General features: G+C 70.5%; 20 protein-coding genes. 10 read left to right on the top strand and 10 right to left on the bottom strand.

The features are described 5' to 3' along the window. Positions 1 to 17: 17 nt before the first annotated feature. Both AOM45_RS28400 and AOM45_RS28395 read right to left on the bottom strand, forming a co-directional pair. Positions 18 to 1,592 carry an ATP-binding protein gene (locus tag AOM45_RS28400; protein ID WP_051782896.1) on the bottom strand — a complete coding sequence of 525 codons (1,575 nt, stop codon included), beginning with the start codon at positions 1,590 to 1,592 and terminating at the stop codon, positions 18 to 20. Between the two features lie 98 nt (positions 1,593 to 1,690). After that, on the bottom strand, positions 1,691 to 2,983 hold the full coding sequence (locus AOM45_RS28395; protein WP_030466036.1) for a coiled-coil domain-containing protein: 1,293 nt from the start codon (positions 2,981 to 2,983) through the stop codon (positions 1,691 to 1,693). Positions 2,984 to 3,479: 496 nt separating this feature from the next. Between AOM45_RS28395 and AOM45_RS28390 the strand changes: the two genes are divergently transcribed. From AOM45_RS28390 to AOM45_RS28380, 3 genes are read left to right on the top strand one after another with little or no spacing between them, the layout of a single operon-like run. Next, positions 3,480 to 3,899 (top strand): SixA phosphatase family protein, encoded by a 420-nt coding sequence (locus AOM45_RS28390; RefSeq protein WP_030466035.1) that lies wholly within the window; start codon positions 3,480 to 3,482, stop codon positions 3,897 to 3,899. Then, on the top strand, positions 3,899 to 4,936 hold the full coding sequence (locus AOM45_RS28385; RefSeq protein WP_030466034.1) for a M4 family metallopeptidase: 1,038 nt from the start codon (positions 3,899 to 3,901) through the stop codon (positions 4,934 to 4,936). The genes AOM45_RS28390 and AOM45_RS28385 overlap by 1 nt, the downstream gene beginning before the upstream one ends. A 38-nt stretch (positions 4,937 to 4,974) precedes the next feature. After that, on the top strand, positions 4,975 to 5,241 hold the full coding sequence (locus AOM45_RS28380) for a protealysin inhibitor emfourin (protein WP_030466033.1): 267 nt from the start codon (positions 4,975 to 4,977) through the stop codon (positions 5,239 to 5,241). On the opposite strand, the gene soxR is transcribed toward AOM45_RS28380, so the two are convergent. Further along, positions 5,180 to 5,686: a redox-sensitive transcriptional activator SoxR gene (gene soxR / locus AOM45_RS28375; RefSeq protein WP_030466032.1), complete on the bottom strand. Its 507-nt coding sequence runs from the start codon at positions 5,684 to 5,686 to the stop codon at positions 5,180 to 5,182. The two genes, AOM45_RS28380 and soxR, sit on opposite strands and share 62 nt — an antisense overlap. Before the next feature lie 84 nt (positions 5,687 to 5,770). On the opposite strand from soxR, the gene AOM45_RS28370 reads away from it, so the two are divergent. Continuing rightward, entirely contained in the window at positions 5,771 to 6,652 is an 882-nt protein-coding gene (locus AOM45_RS28370) for an NmrA/HSCARG family protein (protein WP_030466031.1), read from the top strand. Here the strand turns inward: AOM45_RS28370 and AOM45_RS28365 are convergent. Next, a complete protein-coding gene (locus AOM45_RS28365; RefSeq protein WP_030466030.1) occupies positions 6,641 to 7,909 on the bottom strand; it encodes an ArgE/DapE family deacylase in 1,269 nt (422 codons plus the stop codon). The genes AOM45_RS28370 and AOM45_RS28365 overlap by 12 nt on opposite strands. 123 nt (positions 7,910 to 8,032) lie before the next feature. On the opposite strand from AOM45_RS28365, the gene AOM45_RS28360 reads away from it, so the two are divergent. After that, complete coding sequence (locus tag AOM45_RS28360) at positions 8,033 to 8,470, top strand: Lrp/AsnC family transcriptional regulator (RefSeq protein WP_030466029.1); 438 nt, start codon at positions 8,033 to 8,035, stop codon at positions 8,468 to 8,470. Between the two features lie 102 nt (positions 8,471 to 8,572). Here the strand turns inward: AOM45_RS28360 and AOM45_RS28355 are convergent, their stop codons facing one another. Continuing rightward, positions 8,573 to 9,139: a TetR/AcrR family transcriptional regulator gene (locus AOM45_RS28355; protein ID WP_030466028.1), complete on the bottom strand. Its 567-nt coding sequence runs from the start codon at positions 9,137 to 9,139 to the stop codon at positions 8,573 to 8,575. A 67-nt stretch (positions 9,140 to 9,206) separates the two neighbouring features. On the opposite strand from AOM45_RS28355, the gene AOM45_RS28350 reads away from it, so the two are divergent. Continuing rightward, positions 9,207 to 9,698, top strand: a complete 492-nt coding sequence (locus AOM45_RS28350; RefSeq protein WP_030466027.1) for an FBP domain-containing protein — start codon at positions 9,207 to 9,209, stop codon at positions 9,696 to 9,698. On the opposite strand, the gene AOM45_RS28345 is transcribed toward AOM45_RS28350, so the two are convergent. Further along, positions 9,699 to 9,875, bottom strand: a complete 177-nt coding sequence (locus tag AOM45_RS28345; RefSeq protein ID WP_156093641.1) for a hypothetical protein — start codon at positions 9,873 to 9,875, stop codon at positions 9,699 to 9,701. Positions 9,876 to 10,034: 159 nt separating this feature from the next. On the opposite strand from AOM45_RS28345, the gene AOM45_RS28340 reads away from it, so the two are divergent. Further along, complete coding sequence (locus tag AOM45_RS28340) at positions 10,035 to 10,589, top strand: RNA polymerase sigma factor (protein WP_030466025.1); 555 nt, start codon at positions 10,035 to 10,037, stop codon at positions 10,587 to 10,589. Beyond that, a complete protein-coding gene (locus AOM45_RS28335) occupies positions 10,586 to 10,993 on the top strand; it encodes a hypothetical protein (RefSeq protein ID WP_030466024.1) in 408 nt (135 codons plus the stop codon). The genes AOM45_RS28340 and AOM45_RS28335 overlap by 4 nt, the downstream gene beginning before the upstream one ends. A 97-nt stretch (positions 10,994 to 11,090) precedes the next feature. Here the strand turns inward: AOM45_RS28335 and AOM45_RS28330 are convergent, their stop codons facing one another. Genes AOM45_RS28330 through AOM45_RS28320 form a run of 3 tightly spaced genes read right to left on the bottom strand, consistent with a single transcriptional unit; the run spans position 11,091 to position 12,318 of the window. After that, positions 11,091 to 11,543, bottom strand: coding sequence for an SRPBCC family protein (locus tag AOM45_RS28330; protein ID WP_030466023.1), 453 nt, complete (start codon positions 11,541 to 11,543; stop codon positions 11,091 to 11,093). Then, on the bottom strand, positions 11,540 to 11,875 hold the full coding sequence (locus tag AOM45_RS28325; protein WP_030466022.1) for an ArsR/SmtB family transcription factor: 336 nt from the start codon (positions 11,873 to 11,875) through the stop codon (positions 11,540 to 11,542). Before AOM45_RS28325 ends, AOM45_RS28330 begins: the two co-directional genes overlap by 4 nt. Beyond that, positions 11,872 to 12,318, bottom strand: coding sequence for an SRPBCC domain-containing protein (locus AOM45_RS28320; protein WP_030466021.1), 447 nt, complete (start codon positions 12,316 to 12,318; stop codon positions 11,872 to 11,874). The genes AOM45_RS28325 and AOM45_RS28320 overlap by 4 nt, the downstream gene beginning before the upstream one ends. Positions 12,319 to 12,465: 147 nt before the next feature. Here AOM45_RS28320 and AOM45_RS28315 point away from each other — a divergent pair, with 147 nt between their 5' ends. Beyond that, positions 12,466 to 13,515 carry a M4 family metallopeptidase gene (locus AOM45_RS28315; protein WP_051782893.1) on the top strand — a complete coding sequence of 350 codons (1,050 nt, stop codon included), beginning with the start codon at positions 12,466 to 12,468 and terminating at the stop codon, positions 13,513 to 13,515. 16 nt (positions 13,516 to 13,531) lie between these two features. Continuing rightward, a complete protein-coding gene (locus AOM45_RS28310; protein WP_030466019.1) occupies positions 13,532 to 14,239 on the top strand; it encodes a hypothetical protein in 708 nt (235 codons plus the stop codon). A 3-nt stretch (positions 14,240 to 14,242) separates the two neighbouring features. Here the strand turns inward: AOM45_RS28310 and AOM45_RS28305 are convergent, their stop codons facing one another. Next, the gene (locus tag AOM45_RS28305; RefSeq protein WP_030466018.1) at positions 14,243 to 14,698 is read right to left on the bottom strand and encodes a winged helix-turn-helix transcriptional regulator; all 456 of its coding nucleotides are present in this window, start codon (positions 14,696 to 14,698) and stop codon (positions 14,243 to 14,245) included. Between the last annotated feature and the right edge of the window lie 39 nt (positions 14,699 to 14,737).

The following is a 14,737-nucleotide window of genomic DNA, read 5'->3' as shown; positions in this document are numbered from 1 at the left end:
CAGGAACAGGCAGGTGCTCAGATCCGCACCAGATCAGGTCCGCGTCCCGGTACGACTTCGCGCTCGACCGCAGTCGTTCGCTGGTCCGCAGCAGCAGGACGTTGACCTTCGCCCTGATCTCCGCGACGTCCAGCGCCAGAACGTGGCCGGGATCCGCGATCGTGTGCCGTTCGACCTCGGTGTGGGCGTCGTCGTGCGGGACGAGCCGGTGGGGTACCAGAGGAGCTCGCACAACTGCCGCACCACCGGGAACACCGCGAACATCTTCCGCCGCTCGCGGCGATGAACAGCGCCCTGGCGCGGGTCAGGGTGGGCTGGGGCGCCGTGGCCAGCGCCCGTTCGAACTGCTGGCGGCCCTCACCGAGGAAGCCGCCCGCGTACCAGTGGTAGCGCAGCGCCGCCGCGAGCGCAAGCCTGACCTCGTGGTCGGCGTCGCAGTCCAGCGCCGCCAGCAGGTTGGGGTGTTCGAGCCGCAACCTGGCCAAGGCCTCCACCTGGCCGTGGCCGAACCAGCGGTCGTCGTTGCCCTGGGCCAGGGCGAGATAGAAGTCGCGGTGCCGCAGCAGCAGCCGTTGCTCCTCACCGGACTCCGCGAGCCGCTCCCGCGCGTACTGCCAGAGCGTCTCCATCAGCCGGTAGCGCGGCCGGCCCTCGACCTCGGTCGGCACGACGACGGACTGGGCGACCAGCCGGTCGAGCAGGTCCAGCACCTCCTGCTCGGCGATGCCGTCACCAGCGCAGACGCATTCGACGGCGTCCAAGGCGAAGGTGCCGACGAAGACCGACAGCCGGTTCCACAGCAGCCGTTCCGCGTCGGTGCACAGCTCCCAGCTCCAGTCGATCGTCGCGCGCAGCGTTCGCTGGTGCGGCCGGGCAACTCGGGAACCACTCGTGAGCAGCGCGAACCGGTCCTCGAGCCGATCGGTCACCTGCTCGACCGTGAGAGTCTGCAGCCGGGAGGCGGCCAGCTCGATCGCCAGCGGAATCCCGTCGAGCTCGGCGCACAGCCGGGTGACCACCGCCCGGTTGGCGTCGGTGATCTCGAAACCGGGACGCACGGCGGCAGTCCGCTCCTGCAGCAGGTCGGCCGCCTCCTGCGCTGCCAGGGGCGCAACGGCGATGATGTGCTCACCCGTGAGACCCAGACGTTCCCGGCTCGTGGCGATGACGTGCAGTTCCGGGGCCGCGGACAGCAGGGTGTGGGCCAGCTCCGCGCACGCGTCGACGAGGTGCTCGCAGTTGTCCAGCACCAGCAACGCCCTGCGCGCGGCCAGCAGAGCCGTGAGCTGCTCCAGGGCCGGGCGGGCGTCGCGCTCCGGCAGATCCAGCGCGGCCGCGACCGCCCTGGCCACCGCCGCCGCGTCCCGCACCGGAGTCAGGTCCACCAGCCACGCCCCGCCGGGGAACGCGTTGACCACCGCGGCAGCCGCCTCCAGCGCCAGCCGGGTCTTGCCGACCCCACCCGTCCCGGTGAGCGTCAGCAGCCGTGCGGTGCTCAGACGACTGCGGATCTCCCTGATCTCGCGGGTCCTGCCCACGAAGGAGCTGAGGGGCGTCGGCAAGCTCGTGGCCTGCGGTGCGACGACGGTCATTTGCCCGTCTCCCGTTCGCCGGAGAACCCTCATGCAGCGCAGCGCCACACGCCCGGAGCTGGCATTTTAGGTTTGCCACCGCCCGCCCGCATCTTCAGCTAACGCCGCAACGCCCGCAGTTCTCCCGCCGCCTCGTCGAGCTGACGCTCCGCCCGTTCCGCCCGGACCAGCGTCTGCGCCCGCGCGTCTTCCACCGCCGCCAACGCCTGCCGCATCGCCGCCACCTGCTCCGCGCTCTCCTGCCTGACCTGCGCCAACCGCGCGTCGAACTCACCACGAGTCCGCTCCAGCTCACTGCGGGCGTCGGCGGCGGTCTGCTCGGCGCGTTCCGCACGCACGACGGCGGCGTCGCGGGCCTTGGCCGACCGGCTGACCGTGTCGGCGGCGTCGGAACGTGCCTGCTCAGCGGCCTGGACGGCGGCGTCGGCGGTGGACTTGGCCTGTTCGACCTCCGCCTGGGACGCGGCACGCGCCTGCTCGATCTCCGCCGCCGCACCGGCTTCGACCTGATCGACTTCAGCCGCGGCAGCGGCTTTGACCCGTTCGATCTCGGCTGCGGCAGCAGCTTTGACTTGCTCGACCTCGGCCGCGGCACTGGCTTTGACCTGGCCGATCTCGGCTGCGGCAGCGGCGCGGACCTGCTCGACCTGAGCCGTCGCCGCCGAGTTCGCCTGCTCGATCTCCTTCGCCGCCTGCCGCCGTGCTTGCTCGGCGTGCTTCACCGCATCGGCCCGCGCCTGGTCCGCCGCCTCCTGCGCCTGGCGCACCTTCTCATCCGCCTCGGCCCTGATCTCTTCGATCACGGCCGCCGCCTGCACCCTGACCTCGGCGATCTCCGCCTCGGCCCGCTCGGCCGCCTCCTGTGCGGCCTGCCTGGCCTCGTCCCGCTCGGTCAACGCCCTGTCGGCGGCCTCGTCGGCTTCCTCCGCCGCCCGCACCGCCTGTTCGGTCGTCTCCTCGGCGGCCTTGCGCGCCTGCTCCGCGGCGTGCCGGCGACGTTCGGCGGACGCCAGCTCGGCCTGCGCCTCGGCAACCCGTCGCGCGGCCTCGGCTTCGGCCGCCTGGATCTGACTCTCGGCAACGCTCGGGTCCGCCATCGCGTTCAGCTCGCCGACGGCCCGTCCGAGCGTCTGCGTCATCTGCTCGGACAACACCCGGAAGCGGTCGAGGATCTCTTCGGCCCTGATCTTGGCGGTACCGGAGACCCTCGGGAGATTCGTCACGGTGACGACCTCCAGATTTTGCTCGGGCTCCGCGGCCAGCCGCTGACGCTCCCTCCACGCCCGCCACCGCGTGTGCTCCGGCAGGTCGCAGTACTCCGAGGGCCTGCCGGGCCCGCCACCTCGAAAAACGGGGCGGTCACAGCCGGGGAAGTTGCAGCTCGTCTCCACCGCAATATCGTAGCAGCATTACGTGTGCAGTTACGTTATCCAACGCAACGCTACCCAATTGGGCACCGAAAAGCTGACCGCCGATAAGTGAACGTTATCGGCGGTCAGGTCCGACGAGGGTCTGCCCCGGAATCAGCTCGCCGAGCACGGAGAACCGGCTGCCGGGGCATGAGGTCAAAACATGGGCCTCGACTTCGGCGGCGACGTCTGTGCGCACCCGCCGGCCGCTTCCTCAACGCGGGTCGTCAACCTCTGCGCCCCGGTGGAATCACGGTGCTCTGCCTGACAGACCACCCGGAGTTCCCCGCCGTCGTCGACGGCATCGCCGACTACGCGCGGATGGCGGCGAACCCCTGGGTCCGCCCTGAGCCAAGGGTTTGAGCACCACGCGAAGGCACCCCTGTCCCCGTTAGGCCGAACGGGCGGCATTGAGGAAATCGGACTAACGCACTGCGGAGGGTGGGCGAGGCAGTAGTACGACAGAAACGGGGGGACCGTGACCACAGTGCTGCTCGTCCGCCACGCGGACATCGACCTGCCGCCGAGCTCCGACGACCCGCCGCTCAACGAGCCCGGCCGCCACCGCGCCGAGCTGCTGGCGCGGATCATGGCCGAGGCCGGGGTGACCGCCATCGTCACCTCGGTGTTCCGGCGCACCAAGCAGACCGCACAACCCCTCGCATCACGAACGCAGCTGCACCCCGTTGTCGCCGGGCCCGGGCTGGCCGACGAGATCCGTTCCGGATCGCTGGGCGAAGTCGTCCTGGTGGTCGGTCATTCCAACACCGTTCCCCCGCTCGTCGGGGAGCTCGGTGGTACGCCGAGCCCGATCGGCGAGAGGGAGTTCGACAACCTCTTCGTCGTCACGGTGGACGCGGGCGGGGTGCGGCTCAAGTACGGAGAGAGGGAACCCTGATGGTCTGCTTCATCCTGCCCACCCACGTCCTGCTGGAACTGGCCGAACGTGGCGAGATCGACCTCCGTGAGGCCGCCAAGGCCGCCGTCGCCTCCGCCGGCATGCACGCACGTCGTGCTGCCGTGACCGCTCTGGTGCAGAGCCTCGGGGTCGAGGCCGAGCTGATGCCGCCGCCGCAGGAGAGGAAGGTCGTCTACGACGCCCAGCACGGCGTCGAGCTCCCCGGTGTGCTGCGGCGCGGCCCGGACGACGGCCCCCACGCGGACAAGGCGGTCAACGACGCGTTCGACAACGCCGACAGGACCTACGACTTCTACCGCGACGTGCTCGGCAGACACAGCGTCGACGGCAACGGCGCCGATCTCATCTCGACCGTGCACTACCGCCGCGGATTCGACAACGCGTTCTGGGAAGGCACCCAGATGGTGTACGGCGACGGCAGCGGCAAGATCTTCAAGGTCGGCAGCCTCGCCGCCGACACCTCCGTGGTCGCGCACGAGATCACCCACGGCGTCGTCCAGTTCACCGCCGGCCTGGTCTACAGCAAGCAGTCCGGCGCGCTCAACGAGTCGTGGGCCGACGTGTTCGGTTCGGTGATCAAGCAGCACACGCTCGGACAGACCGCCGACCAGGCCGACTGGCTGCTCGGCGCGGGCATTCTCGGCACCCAGCTGCCGGGCAGAGCACTGCGGTCGATGAAGGACCCGGGCACGGCGCACGACTTCGACCGCCAGCCCGCCCACATGGACGACTACGTCGACCTGCCCGACAACGGCGACCCGCGCAACGACAACGGCGGTGTGCACATCAACTCGGGTATCCCGAACAAGGCGTTCTACCTCGTCGCCACCGCTGTCGGCGGGCACTCGTGGGAGAAGCCCGCCCTGATCTGGTATGACGCGCTGGCCACGCGACTGCAGCGGAACTCGCAGTTCAAGGACGCGGCGGAGGCCACTGTCGCGTCGGCGAAAGAGCTGTACGGTGACGATGAAGCCGGCATCGTCCGCTCGGCATGGCGGGAGGTCGGGGTCCTCTGAAAGTCACAGTCGTTCGCGGCGGCGGGCTCGCGGGACTCGTGAGCTCGACCGCCGTCGACACCTCCGCACTCGCCTCGGCCGACGCCGCGGCGCTGCGAGCACGCGTCCAGCGCGCCTCGCTGGCCGACACCCAGGCAGGCGCCCCGCAGCCGGACCGCGAGCTCGTCGAGATCCTCATCGAGGACGACGACGGTGCCGTGACGGCGATGAACGCCGATGAACTCTCCCCCGGTGTGCGCGAGCTCATCGAGTGGGTCGAGTCGGCTCCTGACCGGACCGAGCAGCTGGGGCCTCCGGGACCGTAGGCAGGCGGCGCGCACCGGAACCGTCGCGTCCCAGCACGTCGCGCGGGTTGGTCAGGTGGCACACCTTCAGCGACAGACAGCCGCACCCGATGCATTCGGTCAGGTCGTCGCGGAGCGCGTGCAGCTGCGCGATGCGGGTGTCGAGCTCGGTCCGCCACGCCGCGGACAGCCGAGCCCAGTCGTCACGGGTGGGCGTGCGCTCGCTGGGCAACCGGTCCAGGGCTTCCTTGATCGCGGTGAGTGAGATGCCGACGTGCTGCGACGCGCGGATGAACGCGACCCGGCGCAACGTGTCGCGGCTGTAGCGGCGCTGGTTGCTGGCCGTCCGGGTGCTGCGGATGAGGCCTTTGCGCTCGTAGAAGTGCAGCGCGGAGATGGCGACGCCGCTGCGGTCGGCGACCTGTCCGACGGTGAGCTCGTGGAACGTGGTGTGGGCCCTCGGCATGGAAGTCGACCTTAGCGCTTGACCTCAACCTCGGTTGAGGCCAGAGGATCGGTGGCGCCCACGACTCACGATCAAGGAGCCTCCGTGACCACCGTTCTCGTCATCGGCGCCACCGGGAAGCAGGGCGGCGCCGTCGCCGAGCTGCTGCTCGACCACGGCCACGACGTCACCGCCTACGTGCGGTCGCCCGAGTCGCCGGCCGCGCGCCGGTTGTCCGCCGCCGGGGCGCGGCTCGTCATCGGCGACCTGGCCGACGCGCAGGCGCTCGACAACGCCGCGAAAGGCGTGGACGCGATCTTCGGCCTGTCCGTTCCGTTCGGATCTGGAGGGAAGGATGAAGAGGTCGAGCAGGGGCGTCTTCTGGTCGACGCCGCCGCACGGACCGGCGCGCACCTCGTCTACTCCTCGGTGCGCGGAGCCGGGCGGGTGGCGACGACCGACATCGACCACGCGGACAGCAAGCAGCTCGTCGAGGCGTACCTGCGCGACCAGCCGGTGCGCTCGACCGTGCTCGGACCGGTCTACTTCATGGAGAACGTGCTGAACGTCGGGTTCAGCCGCCTCACCGACGGCGTTCTGGCCAACCCGTTGTCCGCGGGCAAGCCGCTCGACCAGGTCACCGTCCGGGACATCGCGGGCCTCGCCGTGCACGCGATCGAGAACCCGGACCTGCTCGTGGGCAAGCGGATCGACGTCGTGTCCGACCGCGTCACCGGTGAGGAGGCGGCCCGGATCCTCAGCGAGGTGCTCGGCCGGGAGATCCCGTACCGGCAGATGCCGCTCGACCAGGTCCGGCAGTGGGCGGGCGACGAGATCGCCGACATGTTCGGGCGGTTCGAGGCCAACACGGACTTCGCCGACCTCGACGCGCTGCACGCCGCGCACCCGGCCGTGCGGTGGCACAGCTACGCCGACTGGGCCAGGACCGTCGACTGGGACCGCGTTCTGCACTCCTCAGCGAGCTAGCACGTCGATCGAGCGCAGGGTCGCCACTACCAGGGCTTGCGTCACGGTGACGATCTCGCTGACGCTGACCTGCTCGCGGGGGCCGTGGGCGAGGCGGACGTCGCCAGGCCCGTATTGCAGCGTCGGAATGCCCGTCCCGGCGTAAAGCCGCAGGTCACTGCCGTACGGCGCGCCGCGCTCCGGTGGCGGCGCCGCACCGGTGACGTCGGCGTGCGCGGTCCCGACCAGGAGCGCGAGCGGGTGGCCGGAGGGGAGCCGCCCGCTCGCGAACTGGCCACCTGGCCACGTCACGACGGCGGGGTGGGAGCGCAGCCACGGGTCGGCCGCGCACGCTTCCGCCACGCAGGCCTCCAGTTCGGCGCGGGCGTCGGCGGGATCCTCACCGAGCTGCACGCCCAGCCGTCCCTCCGCCACCAGCAGGTCGGGGACGCTGCTCGCCCAGTCGCCCGCCTGAACCGTGCCGACCGAGAGCGGGTACGGGATCGGGTACTCGGACATGAGCGGATCGGGGCGTGCGTTGCGGCGGGTCTCCAGCCGGGCGAGCGCCTGGTGGACGGGCAGGTAGGCGTCGATGGCGCTGACGCCCGCGTACCGGGTGCTGCCGTGGGTGGCGCGGCCGGGCACCTCGACGCGGAACGTGAGAGCGCCCGCGTTTGCCGTCATGAGCGCACCGCTGGTCGGTTCGGTGATGATGCAGGCGTCACCGGTGTGGCCGCGTTCGAGGGTGCCGAACGCGCCGAGCCCGCCGTCCTCCTCGCTCACGACGAAGTGCGCGGCAACCCTGCCGCGTGGCTGCACGCCGGCCGCGCGGATCGCGGCGAGCGCGGCCAGGATCGCGACGACACCGGCCTTCATGTCGCACGCACCTCGGCCGTGCACGACGTCTCCGGTGACCCGCGGGCGGAACGGATCTCCCTCCCACTGCGCGAGGTCGCCGGGTGGGACGACGTCGACATGGCCCTGGAGGATCAGCGTCGGTCCGTCGCCTCGCGTCTCGCCGACCAGCCCCCACGCCTCCGTGCGCGGTGCCTCGCTGCCGGGAAAGCGTTCGTGCGCGCGCAGTTCGGGCAGGTTCATCGACCACAGGTCTACGTCGAGGTCCAGGCGTTCCAGGTGCCCGGCGAGCAGGTGCTGCAACTCCGACTCGGCGGCACTGCCCGTCACGCTGGGCACCTCGAGCAGCTCCAGCAGAAGCCGTCCGATCGCCGCCTCGTCCACCGCGGCCAGCGCCGCTGCTTCGACATCGTTCGTGGTCACAGGCCGAAGACTAGGTTCGCGTCGGCCGTGCATACAATCGCCATTTGCGGCGCACTACGGCGTCTTTTTTGCATAGAAGCCGCAGGTCTGGCGGATTTTTGCGCCATGCCGCACGCTCCCGGCATGGACTCCATCGACGAGGCGATCATCCAGTGCGTCGTGCGCAACGCCCGCGCCACCTACGCCGAGATCGGCAGGGCCGCCGGACTGTCCCCGTCCGCGGCCAAGAGACGCCTGGACCGCCTGGTCAAAACCGGCGCGATCCGCGGCTTCACCGCGCTGGTCGACCCGCAGGCCCTGGCCTGGCACACCGAGGCGTTCGTGGAGGTCTACTGCGCGGGCAACCCGACTCCGGCCGACCTGCGCGAGGCGTTGGACGGCATCCCGGAGGTCATCGAGGCCTGCACCGTCTCCGGTGGCGCCGACGCGATGCTCTACCTCCTCGCCAGGGACATCCCGCACCTGGAACAAGCCATCCAGCGGGTGCGGTCCACCGCGCCGATCCAGCGGACCGAGAGCGCGATCGTGCTGTCCCGGCTGCTGAGCCGGCCGCGCCTGTGATCAAAGGGTCGTGGGCCGTCGCGGCTTAGTTGTGCTCCCGGCTGCGGATGAAGGGACCCTTCATCCACGGTGTAAGCGCCAGAACTGAGCCGCGACACACTACTAGGCGGGCCAGGACCTCAGCAGCGAGTCGAGTCCGTCGAGCGCCCGCGTCCACGACGCCTCCACCCCGCGCGGGTGGCTGTGGAACGCCCCGGCGCGCTCCAGTGAGACGTAGCCGTGGAACGTGCTGTGCAGCAGCCGTACGGCGTCGGTTTGGTCGGGTTCCCACAGGTCGTAGCCCCGCAGGATCGCGCGGGTCATCTCGGCGTGCTTGCCCGCCGCGCTGGTGGCGGCCGTGTCCGGGTCCAGCGCCATCTGCGTCGCCGTGTACCGGCCGGGGTGCTCGTGGGCGTAGCGCCGGTACGCGTTGGCGAACGCCACCAGCGCGTCCTTGCCCGAACGGCCGGCCAGCGCGTCCGCGACGCGGTCGGCCAGCTCGGCCAGGGCCAGCACCGCGAGCCGGACGCGCAGGTCGTGGGCGTTGCGGATGTGCGAGTAGAGCGACGCGTCCTTCACACCGAAGTGGCGGGCGAGCGCGGACACCGTCACGTTCTCGAAGCCGACCTCGTCCGCCAGCTCCGCGGCCGCCTGCGTGAGGCGGTCCGCGGTGAGACCCGCGCGTGCCATGCGCCACCCTTCCTAAGGTCCTTAATAATTTGCCTAGGACCTCTAGGCAAGCCTAGCGTTCCTCGACGTGAAGCCACTGACCGAACCCGACATCCGCGCGTCCTTCGTCAATTCCACCAAGGGCGAGGCGAAGCGCATGCACGTGCCCAAGGATCTCGCCGACCGGCCGTGGGACGACCTCGACTTCCTCGGCTGGACCGACCCCGCCGCACCCGACCGCTCCTATCTGGTGGCCGACCTCGACGGACGGCTCGTCGGCATCGCGCTGCGCCGGGCCGCGCAGGCCGGGCGGGCGCGCAAGACGATGTGCGCGTGGTGCCTGACCACGCATCCGGGGGACGGCGTGTCGCTGATGACGGCGCGCAAGGCCGGGAAGTCGGGCCAGCTGGGCAACTCGGTCGGCGCCTACGTGTGCGCGGACCTGCAGTGCTCGCTCTACCTGCGCGGGAAGAAAAGCGCGGGACCCGGCTCGCGTTTCCACGAGTCGATCTCGCAGGACGACCAGGCCGCGAGGATCGTCACCGGGGTGGCGGCGTTCCTCGCGCGGGTGGAGTCCTGATCAGAGCTCGAGCACCAGTTCGGCCGTGCAGGCACGGGCGCACGGCCACGGGTCGCCGCACTCGGTGCAGCCGGTCGTCGCGGGCAGGTGCGTGTCGAGCACCTGGACCGCTCTGGTCCGGTAGCGCTCCAGGTCCGACTCCCAGTTGTGGCGGGAGGACGCGGTCGCACTCGTCATGGTCATCAGTCCTCGGGTTGAGCTGCTGGACATCAGCATGCACCCGAGACGCGGTTTTGTGACGTGCATTACGCGAATCAAGACCGTGTTGCGTGAAATTCGGAAAAACGGGTAGCAAGGCAACCGGATCTGGACGACGTCGGGCGGCATCATGTCCACATGGACATACCGGCGTCGCTGGCCGCGGCCGCGCGTGGTGACCAGGCCGCGTGGGACGCGCTGGTCAGGCAGTTCAGCGGACTGCTGTGGTCGATCGCCCGCGCCCACCGCTTCAGCGACGCCGACGCGGCCGACGCCGTGCAGTGCACGTGGATCAAGCTGGTCGAGCACCTCGACGGCATCGCGGAACCCGAACGGCTGGCGGGCTGGCTCGCCACCACCGCGCGGCACGAGTGCCTGCAGCTGCTGCGCCGCGCGGGACGCCTGCCCGAACCCGCCGAGGAGATCGCCGACTCCCCCGACCCCGCCCCGGACGTCGACCACGCGATGCTCGTCGGCGAACGCAACGCCGCGCTGTGGCGTGTCTTCGAGGAGCTCCCGGACCGCTGCCGGCGTCTGCTGCGTGTGCTGATGGCCTCGCCGCCGCCCGCCTACGCCGAGGTCGCCCTCGCCCTGGACATGCCGGTCGGCAGCATCGGCCCGATCCGCCAACGGTGCCTGGGCCGGTTGAAAGCGCTGGTCAGGGGCAACGAGGTGCTGGAGGAGCGGTCATGAACGACGACGAGTTCCTCGACGTGCTGCGGGCCGCGGCCGACGAGTTCGACCCGGTCCCGGCGGGCGTGCTGCGTGACGCGAGCGCCGCACTGGCACTGCGGTCGCTCGACGCGGAACTGGCCGAGCTCGTCGAGGCCGAGGCCCTGGTGCGCGGCGACGAACCGGTGACGCTCGCGTTCGAGTCCGCGCACGTCACGCTGAACCTGGAGATCAGCGACGGCGTGGTGCGCGGGTTCGTCACCGGCGCCGAGGGCGAGGCGGTGGTGGAGACGCCGCGCTCACGCCGTGCGGTACCGATCAGCGACGGCTGGTTCACGGCGGCCGAAGTGCCGTCCGGGCTGGTGCGGGTCAGGGTGACGTCGCTGGACGGCACTCCGGTCGTCACGGAGTGGGCTCGCGGTTGATCCCTGTCCTGCGGCTGTGGGGACCGCCCGGCGCGTGGTCGTGCCAGGCGTCACGTGAACACCGACCGCCTGCCGCCGAACGAGATCGCCCGGCTGATCACCACGGGTCGGGAAGGCCTCGCCCGGTCGTGATCAGGCTGTGCAGGCTGCCACCGACGTAGTGCAGCCAGCCCGTGGAGCACGCGCCGAAGCACTCGACGTCCGGCACCAGGCCGACGTGGGTGAACCGCAACTCCGTGCCGCCGTCCACCGCGGCGATGTCGAACACGATCTCGCTGCCGGTCCACTCGTCCGGCACCGAGACGAACGACAGGTGGCTGTCGGTGACCCGCCAGACCACGCGGCGACCCGGTTCGAGCTCGGTCACGCGCTGACGGCTGTAGTGCTGCGGAGGATGCCGGTAGGTGAACTCGGCGCCTTCCTCGTCGGTGCCGCCTTCGACCTCGCCCGTCCACCAGGACCGGACGTCCAGGACGGCCGCGTAGACCTCGTCCGGTGACTGCTCGACGGTGTACGAGGTCGAGTAGCCGCGCTCTGTCCGTGTCGTCATGAGATCTCCCCCGTCTGTCGTTGGATCCGTTCGGCGATGCGCTTGATCCGCTGCAACCGGGCGTCCCAGGTCGCGCCGACCGAGGACAGCTGCGCGACCGCGCGGGCCAGCTGTGCTTCGTCCACCTCGTAGCGGCGCTCCCGTCCCAGCGGCGTCGCGTGCACCAGGCCGACGCGGTCGAGCACGCCGAGGTGCTTGGCGACCGCCTGCCGGGTGACGGGCAGCTGCTCGCTGAGCGTGGTCGCCGTGCCGCCGCCGTCGACGAGCAGCAGGTCGAGCATCCGACGGCGGGTCGGGTCGCCCACCGCGGACCACAGGTCGTCGTCGATCACGGCCGCGCGACCAGGCTGTTGGCGCGGGCGACCAGGCGCGGCAGGAAGTGGTCCCAGCCCTGGACGTGATCGGCGTACGCCTGCTCCAGCACGGCCGCCTCCCACCCGCGCTCGCGGAAGCCGGTCTCCTTGAAGCGCAACAGGGTTCCGTCGCCGGACGCGATGATGTCCATGGTGACGAGCAGCGAGTTGTCGTCTTCGTAGACCCAGCGGAACGCGAACCGGTGGGGCGGGTCGGCCTCCACGACGGTGAGCCGCTCGACCTTCGCGTCCGGCGAGTCCGGGTCGCCGAAGACGAGCCTGCCGGTACCGCCGGGCACCGGGTCGAGCTCGGCGTCGTCCGGCCACCACTCGCGCAGGTGCTCGGCGGAGCTGACCACCTCGTAGACCACCTCCGGGGTGGCGTCGATGTGCAGCTCGCGTTCGATGCTTCCGTACTCCACGAGATCCTCCCTTGAATGCAACCATCGGTTGCACGTCAACGTAGCCGGGAGGGATCGTTCGCGCAACCTTCAGTTGCACGTGTATTTGTGGGGCGGCCCGAGTCCTCCTCTCCGGGTACACGGGGAAACAGAAGGGGGAAACGACTCATGACCTGCTTCATCCTGCCCGCCCACCTGCTCATCGAGCTCGCCGAAACCGGCGGCATCGACATCCGCGACACCATCCCGACCCTGCTCGCCTCGGCCGCGCTGCACGCCCAGCGCGACACGCTCACCGAGGCGATCCAGTTCCTCGACCTCAACGCGGGCCAGCTGCGCGGGCCCGCGAGCGAGTTCAAGGCCGTCCACGACGTCCAGGGTGGCGACGAACGAGCCCTGCCCGGCGTCATGCGGCGCAAGGAAGGTGACGGCCCGGTCGGCGATCCCGCCGTCAACGACGCGTTCGACAACGCCGACAGGACCTACGACTTCTACCGCGACGTGCTCGGCAGGCACAGCGTCGACGGCAACGGCCTCAAGCTCGTGTCCTCCGTCCACTTCGGACGCGGCTTCGACAACGCCTTCTGGGACGGCACCCAGATGGTCTACGGCGACGGCAGCGGCAAGGTCTTCCAGTCCGGCGCCCTCGCCCGCGACCTGTCCGTCGTGGGGCACGAGATCACGCACGGCGTCGTGCAGTACACGGCCGGTCTGCGCTACCGCAAGCAGTCGGGCGCGCTGAACGAGTCGATGGCCGACGTCTTCGGCTCCCTGGTCAAGCAGCACGCGCTCGGACAGTCCGCCGACCAGGCCGACTGGCTCATCGGCGCCGGCATCCTCGGCACGCAGCTGCAGGGCGTCGCACTGCGGTCCATGAAGGACCCCGGCACCGCGCACCAGCTCGACCGCCAGCCCGCCCACATGCGCTCGTACGTCGACCTGCCCGACGACGGCAACCCCCGCAACGACAACGGCGGCGTCCACATCAACTCCGGTATCCCCAACAAGGCGTTCCACCTCGTCGCGACGCGGCTCGGCGGCAACGCGTGGGAACGCGCGGGCAAGGTCTGGTACGACGCGCTGGCCACGAAGCTCCGGGTGAACTCGAACTTCGCAGAGGCGGCCGCCGCGACCACGGCGTCGGCGCACGCGTTGTTCGGGAGTGCGGTCGCCGACGTGGTGCGTTCGGCGTGGAACGACGTCGGGATCGATCAGTAACCGATACAGTCCCGCCATGGACGGCGTACGGAACGAAACGAACAGCCAGCCCTCGGTGGTGATCCAGGTCCGCGACCTGCTCACGAGCCAAGGAGGGCTGGCTCTGCCCGCCGAGCCACCACCGCTGGCCGTCACACCCAGCGTGAAGTGGGCGAAGGAGCGCTACGGCATGCACGCCGTGGTCAACACGTCGATAGACAAGGCGCCGGACGGCGGCCTCCTGAAGGAAATGATCGGGTTCCTGCACCACAACGAGGTCGTGACTCCGCCCGACAACACCAGGCTCACGCTCCTGGTCGAAGGCACCCGCGAGCAGGCCGTCCTGCTGACGGACCTGGTCTTCGCGGTGCGGGCGCGCCGTCCGGCGGCACCGGCCTCCGGCATCGAGGTCTTCTCTGCGCAGCTGTTCCACAAGGTCGAGCCGAAGTGGTTCTACGCCGACCTGACGAGGCAGGACCGCGTGCCGGTGCGGCCGAACTCGGCACGCGGTGAGCGCGGCGAGTTCCCGTACTCGGTGCACGTCAGGGAACCCGAGCACTTCGCGGTCGATCTGGAGCTGGGCGACCAGGAGGTGGAGTGGGTGGCAGAGCTGCACTGGACCTGCGCGGGACGCTCGGGCGCGCTGGAGATCAGCAACCAGGGAGCGCCCTTCGTCAGCCGCCCGGCCCTGGGACGGCCGCGCTACGACTGGGACTTCAACACCCACCAGTGGCGCCGCGTCTGACCGTCACGCGAGCTCGGGGTGGATCGTGTCCCGGGTGACCGGCTGACCGCAGTGGCGGCACACCAGGTCGACCTGGACCGGCTGCCCGCAGGAGTGCCGGCGGATCAGCGCCGGACTGTCCACGGCCCACCGGTCGCCCCACTCGGTCAGCGCGAGCATGACGGGGAACAGCTCCCGCCCCGCCTCGGTCAGGTGGTACTCGTGCCGGGGCGGGTGCTCGCTGTAGAGCCGGCGTTCGACGATCCCCGCGGCCTCCAGCTTGCGCAGCCGGTCGGCCAGCATGTCGCGGGACGCGCCCGTGTACCCGGCGATGCGGGCGAAGCGGTGCACGCCGTAGCCGATCTCCCGCAGCGCCAGCAGCGACCACCGCTCACCGAGGACCTCCAGCGCCGCCGCGAGTGAGCAGGGGCGAACTCCCAGCGGCAGGTCGCCCATGCGCACGGGCTGCGGTTCGGTCATCTTCCCAGCGTAATCCAGTGTGTTGTGTTTTCCAACTCA

Source organism: Lentzea aerocolonigenes (assembly GCF_000974445.1).
In the GTDB taxonomy this organism is placed as follows: Bacteria; Actinomycetota; Actinomycetes; order Mycobacteriales; family Pseudonocardiaceae; genus Lentzea; species Lentzea aerocolonigenes.
The sequence above is the reverse complement of the archived record's forward strand: the minus strand, read 5'-3'. Positions and strand labels throughout refer to the sequence as shown.

Coding starts and splice junctions, on each gene's coding strand:
- AOM45_RS28400 (WP_051782896.1), bottom strand. CDS start 1,592: ATGACCGTCGTCGCACCGCAGGCCACGAGCTTGCCGACGCCCCTCAGC.
- AOM45_RS28385 (WP_030466034.1), top strand. CDS start 3,899: ATGGTCTGCTTCATCCTGCCCACCCACGTCCTGCTGGAACTGGCCGAA.
- soxR (WP_030466032.1), bottom strand. CDS start 5,686: ATGCCGAGGGCCCACACCACGTTCCACGAGCTCACCGTCGGACAGGTC.
- AOM45_RS28360 (WP_030466029.1), top strand. CDS start 8,033: ATGGACTCCATCGACGAGGCGATCATCCAGTGCGTCGTGCGCAACGCC.
- AOM45_RS28355 (WP_030466028.1), bottom strand. CDS start 9,139: ATGGCACGCGCGGGTCTCACCGCGGACCGCCTCACGCAGGCGGCCGCG.
- AOM45_RS28345 (WP_156093641.1), bottom strand. CDS start 9,875: ATGACGAGTGCGACCGCGTCCTCCCGCCACAACTGGGAGTCGGACCTG.
- AOM45_RS28340 (WP_030466025.1), top strand. CDS start 10,035: ATGGACATACCGGCGTCGCTGGCCGCGGCCGCGCGTGGTGACCAGGCC.
- AOM45_RS28335 (WP_030466024.1), top strand. CDS start 10,586: ATGAACGACGACGAGTTCCTCGACGTGCTGCGGGCCGCGGCCGACGAG.
- AOM45_RS28330 (WP_030466023.1), bottom strand. CDS start 11,543: ATGACGACACGGACAGAGCGCGGCTACTCGACCTCGTACACCGTCGAG.
- AOM45_RS28315 (WP_051782893.1), top strand. CDS start 12,466: ATGACCTGCTTCATCCTGCCCGCCCACCTGCTCATCGAGCTCGCCGAA.
- AOM45_RS28310 (WP_030466019.1), top strand. CDS start 13,532: ATGGACGGCGTACGGAACGAAACGAACAGCCAGCCCTCGGTGGTGATC.
- AOM45_RS28305 (WP_030466018.1), bottom strand. CDS start 14,698: ATGACCGAACCGCAGCCCGTGCGCATGGGCGACCTGCCGCTGGGAGTT.